This is a genomic window from Methylopila musalis, assembly GCF_042679725.1.
In the GTDB taxonomy this organism is placed as follows: domain Bacteria; phylum Pseudomonadota; class Alphaproteobacteria; order Rhizobiales; family Methylopilaceae; genus Methylopila; species Methylopila musalis.
The window spans coordinates 1-12,478 of sequence record NZ_JBHTMX010000081.1; the positions used below are offsets into that span (position 1 = coordinate 1).

General features: G+C 69.3%; 13 protein-coding genes. 6 read left to right on the forward strand and 7 right to left on the reverse strand.

The genetic code is table 11. The features are described from left to right. The 4 genes from ACFQ4O_RS10140 to ACFQ4O_RS10155 all read right to left on the reverse strand — a co-directional run. Positions 1-393 (reverse strand): DnaA N-terminal domain-containing protein (locus tag ACFQ4O_RS10140; protein WP_378775575.1); only part of this gene is annotated, 393 nt, incomplete at its 3' end. An 80-nt stretch (positions 394-473) separates the two neighbouring features. Next, complete coding sequence (locus ACFQ4O_RS10145; protein ID WP_378775576.1) at positions 474-917, reverse strand: rhodanese-like domain-containing protein; 444 nt, start codon at positions 915-917, stop codon at positions 474-476. A 673-nt stretch (positions 918-1,590) separates the two neighbouring features. After that, positions 1,591-1,857 carry a 30S ribosomal protein S20 gene (gene rpsT / locus ACFQ4O_RS10150; RefSeq protein ID WP_378775577.1) on the reverse strand — a complete coding sequence of 89 codons (267 nt, stop codon included), beginning with the start codon at positions 1,855-1,857 and terminating at the stop codon, positions 1,591-1,593. 132 nt (positions 1,858-1,989) lie between these two features. Next, the gene (locus tag ACFQ4O_RS10155; RefSeq protein WP_378775578.1) at positions 1,990-3,324 is read right to left on the reverse strand and encodes an ActS/PrrB/RegB family redox-sensitive histidine kinase; all 1,335 of its coding nucleotides are present in this window, start codon (positions 3,322-3,324) and stop codon (positions 1,990-1,992) included. A 158-nt stretch (positions 3,325-3,482) separates the two neighbouring features. On the opposite strand from ACFQ4O_RS10155, the gene phaZ reads away from it, so the two are divergent. Together phaZ and ACFQ4O_RS10165 are read left to right on the forward strand one after the other, a co-directional pair. Beyond that, positions 3,483-5,222, forward strand: a complete 1,740-nt coding sequence (phaZ, locus tag ACFQ4O_RS10160) for a polyhydroxyalkanoate depolymerase (RefSeq protein ID WP_378775579.1) — start codon at positions 3,483-3,485, stop codon at positions 5,220-5,222. Between the two features lie 289 nt (positions 5,223-5,511). After that, positions 5,512-5,916: a hypothetical protein gene (locus ACFQ4O_RS10165; RefSeq protein WP_378775580.1), complete on the forward strand. Its 405-nt coding sequence runs from the start codon at positions 5,512-5,514 to the stop codon at positions 5,914-5,916. 111 nt (positions 5,917-6,027) lie between these two features. Here the strand turns inward: ACFQ4O_RS10165 and phbB are convergent, their stop codons facing one another. Continuing rightward, the gene (gene phbB / locus ACFQ4O_RS10170; protein WP_378775581.1) at positions 6,028-6,753 is read right to left on the reverse strand and encodes an acetoacetyl-CoA reductase; all 726 of its coding nucleotides are present in this window, start codon (positions 6,751-6,753) and stop codon (positions 6,028-6,030) included. 112 nt (positions 6,754-6,865) lie between these two features. After that, positions 6,866-8,047: an acetyl-CoA C-acetyltransferase gene (locus tag ACFQ4O_RS10175; protein ID WP_378775582.1), complete on the reverse strand. Its 1,182-nt coding sequence runs from the start codon at positions 8,045-8,047 to the stop codon at positions 6,866-6,868. 325 nt (positions 8,048-8,372) lie between these two features. Between ACFQ4O_RS10175 and phaR the strand changes: the two genes are divergently transcribed. Then, the gene (gene phaR, locus ACFQ4O_RS10180) at positions 8,373-8,957 is read left to right on the forward strand and encodes a polyhydroxyalkanoate synthesis repressor PhaR (RefSeq protein WP_378775583.1); all 585 of its coding nucleotides are present in this window, start codon (positions 8,373-8,375) and stop codon (positions 8,955-8,957) included. Positions 8,958-9,096: 139 nt separating this feature from the next. Continuing rightward, positions 9,097-9,318, forward strand: a complete 222-nt coding sequence (locus tag ACFQ4O_RS10185; RefSeq protein ID WP_378775584.1) for a hypothetical protein — start codon at positions 9,097-9,099, stop codon at positions 9,316-9,318. On the opposite strand, the gene ACFQ4O_RS10190 is transcribed toward ACFQ4O_RS10185, so the two are convergent. Then, positions 9,293-9,562, reverse strand: coding sequence for a hypothetical protein (locus ACFQ4O_RS10190; RefSeq protein ID WP_378775585.1), 270 nt, complete (start codon positions 9,560-9,562; stop codon positions 9,293-9,295). The genes ACFQ4O_RS10185 and ACFQ4O_RS10190 overlap by 26 nt on opposite strands. 251 nt (positions 9,563-9,813) lie before the next feature. Between ACFQ4O_RS10190 and ACFQ4O_RS10195 the strand changes: the two genes are divergently transcribed. Together ACFQ4O_RS10195 and ACFQ4O_RS10200 are read left to right on the forward strand one after the other, a co-directional pair. Further along, positions 9,814-11,418: a peptide chain release factor 3 gene (locus tag ACFQ4O_RS10195; protein ID WP_378775586.1), complete on the forward strand. Its 1,605-nt coding sequence runs from the start codon at positions 9,814-9,816 to the stop codon at positions 11,416-11,418. A 120-nt stretch (positions 11,419-11,538) separates the two neighbouring features. Then, positions 11,539-12,478 (forward strand): hypothetical protein (locus tag ACFQ4O_RS10200; RefSeq protein WP_378775587.1); only part of this gene is annotated, 940 nt, incomplete at its 3' end.

Here is a 12,478-nt window from a genome sequence, read left to right on the forward strand (position 1 = left end):
GGCGGCGGCGGACGTCTGGGCGCGCTCCTCGGGCTCGAAACGGGGGGCGGGCGCCACCACCACGTCGCCGGCGCTCGCGGCGAGCTTCGGGGCCGCGACCCGCACGCCGAGCGCGATGCGGGCGATCTCCGCCGCCTCTTCGGCCAGAACGGCGGTGATGCGGTCGACGTAATGCGACTGGATCCAGCTCTTCAGGAAGCGGGTCGGCACCGACAGATGGGCCACGCCGTCCTCGACCCGGTCCAGCGCGATGCGGCCGAACCAGCTCGTATAAACGTCCTCGCCATACTCCGCGCGCAGCCGCTCGGTCGCCCGACGCCAGGCGGCCTCATGGTCGGCGCCGTGGTCGGCGGCCGACGAGGGCGTGAAACGTTCGGACGAAGCAGGGAGCATCGGACCTCTCCGGGGGACTAAAAGGGTCGACGATCGATCGGAAGGGCGAAAGACAAAGGGCCGAGGCGCGGAGCGCCGCGTCAGCTCTGGAGCCAGGGCAGGCCGTCGGCCTTCCAGCCGCCCACATGGCCGCGCTGGCGCTCGCCGTCGAGCGGGCCCTCGAAGCCGTTGACGACGTTGTAGGCGCGGCTCCAGCCGAGCGCGGTGAGGGCCGCCGCCGCGCCCTGGCTGCGGGCGCCGCTGCGGCACAGGAAGAACACCGGCGAGGTCTCGTCCAGGCCCGCGGCCTTCAGGGCGGCGGCGGTCTTCTCCGCGAAGTCCGGGTCGATCTGCATGGACGGGAAGGTCTGCCACTCCTGCAGCACCGCGCGCTTGCCGAGCGAGGACAGGTCCGGCACGCCGACGAAGGACCATTCGGCGCTGGTGCGCACGTCCACCAACGCCGCGGCCGGCTCCGCGCTGATCGTCGCCCAGGCGTCCTGGGGAGACACGTCGCCAGCGTAAGGACCGCGCGCTTGAGACATGAAGGGCCATCGCCGGACTGACGTCCGACGCTCCGTCGTACGAGTGGATTGCGGAAGCGTCGTCGAGCGCGGAAGATCGGTGCCGATCTTCATCGCCGTCGAGGCTACTCGGACAAGTTGTGTGGGTGAGAAGACAAGGATTGCGTGTAGTTCTGGGGCGCTATCTTTGTTTTCTCTTGTGAGAACTGCGCTTACTGCTTTCTCGAAGTGAAGAAGTAGTTAAGGCGTCTCCATGGATTGGAAGATACACAGGGGGTCCGGGGGGCGCAATGGCCGCCGATGAGCGAATCGGTCGCGGTCGGCGGGACCCGGCGGGCGGGCCTTTCGGGCCCGACGCTCAAACCTCTGCATAGCCAGCAAAATCGCATTGACGGCGCGCCGCGAAGCAGCTCTCGCGGCCTCTCCAGAATCTTTATCGGGCGCTTCGGAATCCCTCCCTCCGCGGTCGAGATTCCGTCATCCATTCGACGTCTTGTCGCCAAGTGCATGAAAATGAAGGCGTATTTTTGATCGGCGGCGGAGGCGCGAAACCGGCGCGGGACGTGATGCGGGATTCCCCGAGTCAAGCCGGATTCTGGCATGCCGCCATGCGGCGCGCGCGCGCCGCGGACGGCTGAAACGCAAAAAGCCCGGCGCGAGGCCGGGCTTTTCAGCAGACGATGAAATCAGGCGATCACGCCGTCAGGGCGCGCACCCGGGCCGCGAGGCGCGAAACCTTGCGGGAGGCGGTGTTCTTGTGCAGCACGCCCTTCTGGGCCGCGCGCATGATCTCCGGCTCGGCGGCGCGCAGCGCCGTCTGGGCGGCGCCGGCCTCGCCGGAGGCGATCGCCTCCTCGACCTTGCGCAGGAAGGTGCGCATGCGGCTGCGGCGGGCGCCGTTGACGGCGGTGCGGCGGGCGATCTTGCGAACGGCCTTCTTGGCCGACGGCGTGTTGGCCATGGGCGTCTTGATCCTTCAGGTCACGGACGCGGCGGGCCTTGTGCGACCGGCGCGGCGTCTCGAACAAACGACGAGCGGCGAGCTTGCCGCCCGCCGCGAGTGCCGGTCTCCTAGCAACACTCGCCTCCCGCGTCAACGGCGCGCGTCGGCGCCGGCCGGATCGAGCCCGCTGGCGAAGCGCGCCCGCGGCCAGGTCACGCGCACCACCGCCCCGTTCTCGGGCGCGGCGGCGTTGCCGAGGTCGAGCCGCGCGCCCGAGCGCTCCAGCAGGGTCTTGGCGATGAAGAAGCCGAGCCCGAGCCCGCCGGCCTCGGCGTCGTGGCCGTGGTCGGAGGAGCGGGTCGAGACGTAAGGCTCGCCGAGCCGGGCCAGCACGTCGGCCGCGAATCCCGGCCCGTCGTCGGCCACCTCGATCGCCACCTCCCGTTCGTCCCAGCGCACGGCGAGGCGCACCCGGGATTCGGCGAAGTCGACCGCGTTCTCCACGATGTTGCCGAGGCCATAGAGCACGCTCGGATTGCGCCGCCAGGACGGCGCCTGGTCCGGCGCGCCCTCGAAGGCCACCTCCAGCGCCACGCCGAAATCGCGGTGCGGGGCCACGATCTCCTCCAGCAGGAGATTCATGGTCAAAAGGTCGAAGGGGGCGTCGTGCTCGTCGAGCGAGGTCAGCTTCTTCAAGATGTCCCGGCAGCGGGCCACCTGGCCGCGCAGCAGCGCCAGATCCTCGGCGTGGGGGCCGGGGGTGAGAGCCCGCTCCAGCTCCTTCGCCACCAGCGCGATGGTGGCGAGGGGGGTGCCGAGCTCGTGGGCGGCGGCGGCCGCTAAGCCGTCGAGCGCCGACAGATGCTGCTCGCGCGCGAGCACCAGCTCGGTGGCCGTCAACGCCTGGCTGAGCTCCCGGCCTTCCTCCGCCACCCTCCACGCGTAGACGCCGATGAAGCAGAGCGCGAGCAGCAGCGCGGTCCAGATGCCCGCCACATAGAGCTCCGGGATCGCCAGCGGCTCCGGCGCGCGCCAGGGCAGCGGCCAGCGCCAGATGGAGATCACGGTCGCGGCGCCCATCACCAGGACGCCGAGGGAGGCGGTGGTGGCCGGGGGCAGGGCGGTGGCCGAGATCATCACCGGCGCGAGGAACAGCACCGCGAACGGGTTCTCGAGCCCGCCCGTGAAGAACAGAAGCGCCGCGAGCTGCAGCACGTCGTAGCCGAGCAGGGCCGCGGCCTCGTTCGACGTCAGCCGGTGGGTGACCGGGTAGCGCAGCCGGAGCGCCACGTTGAGCGCGGCCGACAGGGCGATGGCGGCGAAACAGGCGCCGAGCGGCAGCGGAAAGGCGAGCCAGGCGTGCACGACCACCACCGCCGCGCTCTGGCCCGCCACCGCCAGCCACCGCAGCCGCACCAGCGTGTCGAGCCGGAGGCCGTGTCGGACGAGAAGGCGCTGGTCCTGGGGGGTGACGGTGGCTGCCACGGGAGGTCCTTCTGCGGGGCGGGAACGCTTAAGGTCTATACAGAGGTCTGAGGCCGCGCGCTGCCCCCCGCAACGATGGGACCATTGACGTGGGGGCGGATCGGCGGAATCGTCCGATTTCAGGCTATTGCGCCGCAGCATCGCGAAGGATCAGTCCCATGGTGCGTGGAACCACGGAAAGCGGCATCGGTCAGTTCGGCGGAGCGCCGGCCTCGGTGGAGTGGGGCGTATCGACCGCGACCATGCCGCTCTACTGGATGTACGAGGCGGTGCAGAGCTCGCTCGGGCCCGCGCGGGCGATGGCGGAGGCGGGGCGCAGCTACTTCAAGAGCCCCGGCAATCCGCTGTCCCAGACGCCGTGGGGCCGCAAGGTCAGCGCCCTGTGCGAGGTGTTCGAGCGCGCCACCCGCCGCTACGGCAAGCCCGAGTTCGGCCTGCCCACCACGCTGGTGCGCGGCCAGCGCGTGGTGGTGACGGAGCGCGCGGTGTGGAGCCGGCCGTTCTGCAATCTGGTCCATTTCGACCGGGCGCTGCCGCGCGGCGCGCGCAAGCAGCCGAACCTGCTGATCGTGGCTCCCATGTCCGGCCATTACGCCACGCTGCTGCGCGGAACGGTCGACGCGATGCTGCCCGACCATGAGGTCTACATCACCGACTGGACCGACGCGCGGGTGGTGCCGCTGAGCGAGGGCGCCTTCGACCTCGACGACTACATCGACTACCTGATCTCCATCTTCCACTTCCTGAAGGGCGACTGCCACGTGATGGCGGTGTGCCAGCCGGCGGTGCCGGTGCTGGCGGCGATCGCCCGCATGGAGGCGGAGGGCGATCCCTACACGCCCCGCTCCATGACGCTGATGGGCGGGCCGATCGACACCCGCGAGAACCCGACCGCGGTGAACCAGGTCGCGATCGACCGCGGCATCGACTGGTTCCGCTCCAACGTCATCACCATGGTGCCCTGGCCGCATCCGGGCGTGATGCGGCAGGTCTATCCGGGCTTCCTGCAGCTCACCGGCTTCGTGTCCATGAACCTCGACCGGCACCTCAGCGCTCACAACGACTTCTTCAACCATCTGGTGGAGGGCGACGGCGACTCCGCCGAGAAGCACCGCGAGTTCTATGACGAGTATCTCGCCGTCATGGACCTGACGGCCGAGTTCTACCTGCAGACGGTGGACACCGTGTTCATCCGCCACGCGCTGCCGAAGGGCGAGATGACCCATCGCGGCAAGCCGGTGGACTGTTCGAAGATCACCCGCTGCGCGCTGATGACGGTGGAGGGCGAGCGCGACGACATCTCCGGCGTCGGCCAGACGCAGGCGGCGCACACGCTGTGCTCAAGCCTGTCCGACGACAAGCGCGCCCATTACCTGCAGGAGAAGGTGGGTCATTACGGCGTGTTCAACGGCTCCCGCTTCCGGGCCGAGATCGCGCCGCGCATCCACGACTTCATCCTGTCGAACGAGCCTGGCCTCGCGCGCGAGAAGCCGGCCGCCAAGCCCGCGCCGCAGCCGGCCGAGCCGGCGGCTCCGGTCGCCGCCGCCGCGCCGGACCTGTTCCCCGAGACGCCGGCGGCGGATTCCAAGCCTGCCGCCGCCAAGTCCTCCGAGTCCAAGTCCTCCGCCGCCAAGCCCGCCGCGGCGTCCAAGGCGCCGGAGCCTGAGGCGGCCGAACACGGGCCGCTGTCGGACGACCTGACCCGGATCGACGGCGTCGGTCCGAAGCTGCAGCAGTTCCTGAACGAGGCCGGCATCTTCCACTTCTGGCAGCTCGCCCGCCTGACCGCGGAGGAGCGCGCGGCGCTCGACGCCCGGGTGACCCCGGCCGGCCGCATCAGCCGGGAGCGCTGGGTGGAGCAGGCGAGCCGGTTGGCGAAAGCCGACCAGCCGGGCTGACGACGAACCAAGCCGGCCTCGCCGTCGCGCGCCCGAGGGGCGGCGGGGCTCGGGAGCGAGCCGTCCGCCGCTCCCGTCGTTTTGACGAGGGAAAGGGCCATGACGCCGGGGCGCGGGCCCCGATCTCGGGCGTTCTCTCCGCGCCGGGACGGCGTTCACGGCGCCGCGACAAGATGACGGGGCGTTCGTCTTTATTCTTTTCTTATTTTTTAGATTGCCCTACATAACGAGCAACCAAGGCCGTCGGCCAAGGCGCGGAATTTCTTATTATTTTTTTGGAGCCTGACCCATGAAGACCCTGAGCCTGCTCGCCGGCGCCGCCATGCTCTTCGCCGTCGCGCCCGCCATGGCGCAGACCATTCCCTCGGGCGCCGAGGTGCTGAAGACCTACAACAAGGACGGCGACGACACGCTGGAGCTCGCCGAGGTGATCCACCTCTCCGCCAAGCTCTACAACGAGATCAACCCGGACGGTGATTCCACCCTTGAGCCGGACGAGACCAAGGGCCGCCTGACCGCCGCCGACTGGAAGAAGGCCAACAAGGACGGCGACAAGACCCTCGAGGTCGACGAGTGGCTGTCGATCGCCCGCAAGCGCTTCGCCGCCGCGGACAAGAACAAGGACGGCAAGCTGACCGCCGCCGAGCTGGACTCCAAGGCCGGCCGCGGCGTCGTGGTCCTGATCGTCAAGTAAGGCGTCTGCCGACCGGGCGTTCCGCCCCAAAAGCAAAAGCCGCGGCGTCCGTATCCGGACGCCGCGGCTTTTGTCGTTTCAGGCCGTCGCAGTGGAGGCCGCGGGCCTTGGTCAGCCGGCGATGTACTGGCCGCCGTTCACGGTCAGCGTGGAGCCGGTGATGAAGCCGGCCTTGTCGCCCGCCAGATAGACCACCGCCTCGGCGATCTCCTCGGCCTCGCCCAGACGGCCGACCGGGATGGTGGCGATGATGCCCTCGCGCACCTTCTCCGGCACCGCCATCACCATGTCGGTGGCGATGTAGCCCGGCGCGATCACGTTGACGGTGATCCCCTTGCGGGCGTTCTCCTGCGCGAGCGCCTTGGTGAAGCCGATCACGCCGGCCTTGGCGGCGGAGTAGTTCGCCTGGCCCATCTGGCCCTTCTGGCCGTTGATGGACGAGATGTTGATGATGCGGCCGAAGCCGCGCTCGCGCATGCCGTCGATCACCGGACGGGTGACGGTGAACATCGAGTCGAGGTTGGTGCTGAGCACCTCGCGCCACTGCTCGAAGCTCATCTTGTGGAACATGCCGTCGCGGGTGATGCCGGCGTTGTTCACCAGAACGTCGATCGGGCCGACCTCGGCCTCCACCTTGGCGACGCCGGCGGCCGAGGCCTCCGGGTCCGCCACGTCCCACTTGAACACGGCGATGCCGTGCTGGGCCTTGAAGGCGTTCGCCTTCTCGTCGTTGCCGGCGTAGGTGGCGGCCACGTTGTAGCCGGCGTTCTTCAGCGCGATCGAGATCGCCTCGCCGATGCCGCGGGTGCCGCCGGTGACGAGCGCAGTGCGGGCCATGTTGTCCTCCCAAAACGTTATATGTGAGCGTTCGGGCGCCGTCGCCGCCGCCCGTCGGAGCATTCGAAAAGGCGCCGGCCGCGATCGGCGGCCGGCCGAAGATCGTGAGGCGTCAGTCGCGCGCGAGGGTGAGCGCGATGCCCATGCCGCCGCCGATGCAGAGCGTGGCGAGGCCCTTCTTGGCGTCGCGCTTGATCATCTCGTGCAGCAGCGTGACGAGCACGCGCGCGCCGGACGCGCCGATCGGGTGGCCGATGGCGATGGCGCCGCCGTTCACGTTCACCTTGTTGAGGTCCCAGCCGAGGTCCTTGTTCACCGCGCAGGCCTGAGCGGCGAAGGCCTCGTTGGCCTCGATCAGGTCGAGGTCGTCGATGGACCAGCCGGCCTTCTCCAGCGCGAGGCGCGAGGCCGGGATCGGGCCGGAGCCCATCACGGACGGATCGACGCCGGCCTGCGCCCAGCTCGCGACGCGGGCGAGCGGCTTCAGCCCCTGCGCCGCGGCCTTGGCGGCGGAGGTGACGACGAGGGCGGCCGCGCCGTCGTTGATGCCGGAGGCGTTGCCGGCGGTGACGGTGCCGTCCTTGGAGAAGGCCGGGCGCAGCTTGGTCATGGCGTCGAGGGTCGCGCCGTGGCGGATGTACTCGTCCTGATCCACCACCACGTCGCCCTTGCGGGAGGACACGGTGACCGGGGCGATCTCATCGTTGAACCGGCCGGCCTTCTGGGCGGCTTCCGCCTTGTTCTGGGAGGCGACGGCGAACTCGTCCTGCTGCTCGCGGGTGATCTGCCACTGGGTGGCCACGTTCTCCGCGGTCGTGCCCATGTGGTAGCCGTTGAAGGCGTCCCACAGGCCATCCTTGATCATGGTGTCGATGAACTTCAGGTCGCCCATCTTGGCGCCGGCGCGCAGATGCGCGGCGTGGTTGGAGAGGCTCATGCTCTCCTGTCCGCCGGCGACGACGAATTCGCTGTCGCCGTTGCGGATCGCCTGGGCGGCGAGCGCCACGGCGCGCAGGCCCGACCCGCAGACCTGGTTGATGCCCCAGGCGGAGGCCGCGATCGGGATGCCGGCGGCGATGGAGGCCTGCCGCGCCGGGTTCTGGCCCTGACCCGCGGTCAGCACCTGGCCGAGGATGGTCTCGGAGATCTGTCCCGGCTCCACGCCGGCGCGCTGCAGTGCGGCCTGAATGGCGATCTTGCCAAGCTCGTGGGCGGGAACGGTGGCGAAGGCGCCGTTGAAGGAGCCGACCGGGGTGCGCGCGGCTCCCACGATGACGACGTCGGTCTCGGCCATGCTCAGTCCTCCGGGCTTCAGGTCATGTCGCTGCGCCGCAAGATCGCGGCGGGGTGGTCGAGTTATCGGAACGGGGGCTCGACGGCGTCAAGACAACCAATGTCGATTTGCCCGCGACCTCGCCCAAAGGCCTAGCCGGAGCAGGCGAACATCATGCGACACAGGTCTAAGACGCCTCCGCAGTGCACAAAAATCTGGCGAACGTCAGATTTTCGCCTTACCCTTGAATGGCCCCGGCCATGAACGCATGCGCCGCGGCGCGGGAGGACAGGCCGGGAACGCCGGGAAAAACGCCGGCGCAAAAAGGCTCAAGCAAGGCGCCAACATGTCGAGTACGTCGGATCCGATCACCATCAAGAAGTACGCCAACCGGCGGCTCTACAACACGGGCACGAGCACTTACGTGACGCTCGAAGACCTCGCCGCCATGGTGAAGAAGGGCGAGGACTTCCACGTGGTGGACGCCAAGACCGGCGACGACATCACGCATCAGGTTCTGACCCAGATCATCTTCGAGCAGGAGAACAAGGGGCAGAATCTGCTTCCCATCACCTTCCTGCGGCAGCTGATCCGCTTCTACGGCGACAGCGTGCAGAGCTTCGTGCCGAAATATCTGGAGCTGTCCATGGGCGCGCTGACGCGCGACCAGGACAAGATGCGCGCCACGCTCGGCGCCTTCGGCGGTGCGTCGTTCCAGAACGCGGTCGAGGAGCAGATGCGCGTCAACGCCACGATCATGGAGCGCGCCTTCCGCATGTTCACGGCGTTTCCCGGACAGGCGGAGCCAACCGCGGCCGAGCCTGCCGCGCCCCGGTCCGAGGACAAGACCGTCGGCGAGCTGGACGAGCTCCGCAAGGAGATGGCCGAGATGCGCGCGCGTCTCGACAAGGTCGCCAGCGGCAAGGCCTGAGCCTGACGGGCAAGACAGCGCGGATCGGACAGAAGCGCCGTCCGGTCCGCTCATTCTAAAGTATAGTGGCCGGGCGCTGCCAAATCCAGAAATCGCCCTAATTCATCTCCCGCGCATGCGAGGTCGGAGCGGGAGCCAAATGCCTTTCATCGTTATGGAGCCGGGCGGCTCGCAGTCCTGTCACACGGTGGAGAAGGCGTCCGAGGCGCTGGCGCTCAAGGCCACCATGCAGGACGCCCGAAGCGCCCGTACGGTGGTGGTGTTCCGGCTCGACACGGTGGACGACGGCGAATTGTCCGCGCTTGCGGCCGGCGAGGGTCGGGAGCCGGACGGCGCTAGCTGTGAGCTGGCGTCGGGATGACAAGGCCGGCGTCCTCCAGCCAGAGCGCCCACCGCTCCTTGAGGGCGGCGAGGGCGTGCTCGCGAGACGGCGCCATGCCGCCCAGGGGATCGGCGTGGGCGCCGTCGTCGAAATCCATGCGGCGCAGGGCGAACAACGCCCAGTGCCATTGGCCGTTCTGGCCGACGCACAGACCGCCGATGGCGACAAGCCGGGAGTATACGGTGACGACGTCGCCGTCATCACCGTCAAGATAGGACAACATTATCAAGACCCCGAAAAACACCTTTTGCGGGGGTAAAACGTCTGACCAAATGTTTCGTTCCGGGACAGCTTTCAAAGCGCGCCGATCGCCCTAGCGCGGCGGGACGCGGCTTGCGTCCGGCGGCCTCTCATGCGAGGCATCCGCGGCGGTTCGGGCGTTTCGGCCCGGGCCCGCGACGGCGAGACGCCGACGGGCCGGGCCTGCGTCGCCGCGTTCCGACACCAGCCGCCGAGCGCTTGACGATCTCCTCCATGACCGACGCCGCATTGTCCGCCCCTTCGACCCCGCTCGCCCGCGAGGTCGCGCGGCGGCGCACCTTCGCCATCATCAGCCATCCGGACGCGGGCAAGACCACGCTGACCGAGAAGCTGCTGATGTTCGGCGGCGCGATCCAGCTCGCAGGGCAGGTGAAGGCCAAGGGCGAGCGCCGCCGCACCAAGTCCGACTGGATGGGCATCGAGCGGGAGCGCGGCATCTCGGTCGTCACCTCGGTGATGACGTTCGAGTACCGCGACTGCGTGTTCAACCTGCTGGACACGCCGGGCCACGAGGACTTCTCGGAAGACACCTACCGCACGCTCACCGCGGTGGATTCGGCGGTGATGGTGATCGACGCCGCCAAGGGCATCGAGGCGCGCACCCGCAAGCTGTTCGAGGTCTGCCGCCTGCGCGATATCCCGATCGTGACTTTCATCAACAAGATGGACCGGGAGAGCCGCGACCCGTTCGAGATCCTCGACGAGATCGAGAAGACGCTCGCGCTCGACGCCACGCCGCTGACCTGGCCGATCGGCCGCGGCCGCGATTTCGCCGGCACCTACGAGCTCGCCACCGGCCGCATCCGGCTGGTGGACGGCGGCGGCGACGTGGCGGGAACCGGCGAGGACGCGCTGGCCGGGCTGGTGCCGCCCTCGCGCGCCGAGGAGACGCAGGAGGAGCTGGAGCTGGCGCGCGGGGCGCTGAAGCCGTTCGAGCTCGCCTCCTTCCGGGAGGGCCATCTGACGCCGGTGTTCTTCGGCTCGGCGCTGCGCAATTTCGGCGTGCGCGATCTGCTGGACGGCCTCGCCAATCTCGCCCCCGGCCCGCAGGGGCTGGAGGCGGACAAGCGTGCGGTGAAGCCGGACGAGGACCGGATGACCGCCTTCGTCTTCAAGGTCCAGGCCAACATGGACCCCAACCACCGCGACCGCATCGCCTTCGCGCGGCTGTGCTCCGGCAAGCTCACCCGCGGCATGAAGGCCCGGCTGACGCGCACCGCCAAGACCATCGGCCTGCATGCGCCGCAGTTCTTCTTCGCGCAGGACCGGCAGCTCGCCGAAGAGGCCTTCGCCGGCGACGTGGTGGGCATCCCGAACCACGGCCTGCTGCGCATCGGCGACACGCTGACCGAGGGCGAGGACATCTCGTTTCTCGGCGTGCCGAGCTTCGCGCCGGAGATCCTGCGCCGGGTGCGGCTCGAAGACGCCATGAAGGCCAAGAAGCTGAAGCAGGCGCTGCAGGAGCTGGCGGAGGAAGGCGTGGTGCAGGTGTTCCGCCCGTTCGACGGCTCGCCCGCGCTGGTGGGCGTCGTCGGCCCGCTTCAGCTCGACGTGCTGACCGACCGGCTCAAGAGCGAATACGGCGTCGAGGTGGGCTTCGAGCAGAGCCAGTTCGCGCTGGCGCGCTGGGTCTCGGCGGAAAAGAAAACCGATCTGGACGAGTTCCTGGCCGGCAACCGGTCGAGCCTCGCCGAGGACCTCGACGGCGATCCGGTGCTGCTGGCGGGCTCGGCCTTCCAGATGAACCGCGCGCAGGAGCGCTGGGCCTCCGTGGCTTTCACCGACATCAAGGACGTGCGCAAGTCGAAGCCGGCCTGAACGCCGAGCGTTCGCAGGGCCGGCGTCCGCGCGGCACGTTTAACGGTCCGGCCATTCTCCTGCGCTATGACGGTCAGCCCGTGAGGGGGCGCGCCGCTTGGCCCCCGGAGGCCGGACGGCATGGACCAGCGTGACATTTCGACGGGCGGCCTCGCGCCCTGGGCGGCGGCGCTTGCGGTCGCGCTGGTCGCGATCGCCTACTGGGCGGTCTGGACCGCTTTTCCGAACAGTCTGGCCGGCGCGGTCGCGAACGACCTGCTGTTTCTGGAGGACGGCGCGCGCCGGTTCGCCGCCGGCCTGACGCCGCATGTGGATTTCCACCTGCCCACGGGCGTCCAGCCCTATCTTGGCGTGCTGTGGGCCTCGCGGCTGTGGCCGGATCTGCCGACGCTGGCCGGCGCGCAGCTGGTGGGCTTCCTGCTGCTGGCGCCGCTGCTGATCGCGGCGCTGGCCCGCGCGCCCGGCCGTCTCGCCGCGCTCGCGCTTCTGGCGCTGACCGCGCTCATCGCGCTGGCGCCGGTCGATCTGTTCATGTCGGACTTCTACGGCGTCTCGCACCACGCCAGCTACAACCGGCTGGCGAGCGGCCTCGCACTGGTCTGGTTCGCGATCGTGTTCGGCCGCGGGCCGCGCGTCACGGCGGTGGACGGCGCCCTGTTGGCCTACGCTCTGCTGCTGGGGTTCTTCCTGAAGATCGTCACGGTCGGCGTCGTCCTCGCGCCCGTGCTTGCGCTCGCCACGTTCCGCGCCGACTGGCGCACGATCGCGGCGCTCGGCCTCGCGCTCGCGGCCGTGGCGCTGGCGATCCTTCAGGCGACCACGGGGATCGTCACGGCCTACGCCGCCGATCTCAAGGCCATGAGCGCGGTCAATTCCGGCCGCGCCGCCTATTTCTTCGCCTCCTTCATCTTCAAGACCTTCTTCGCGCAGGTTCTGATGGCGCTGCTGATCGCGGCCGCGCTGTGGGACCGGTTTCGGGCCGCGCGCGCAGCCGGGCTGACGTTCTGGGCGACGCTTGGCGCGCTCGCCACGCCGCTCGCGGTCGCCGCCGGCGCGCTCG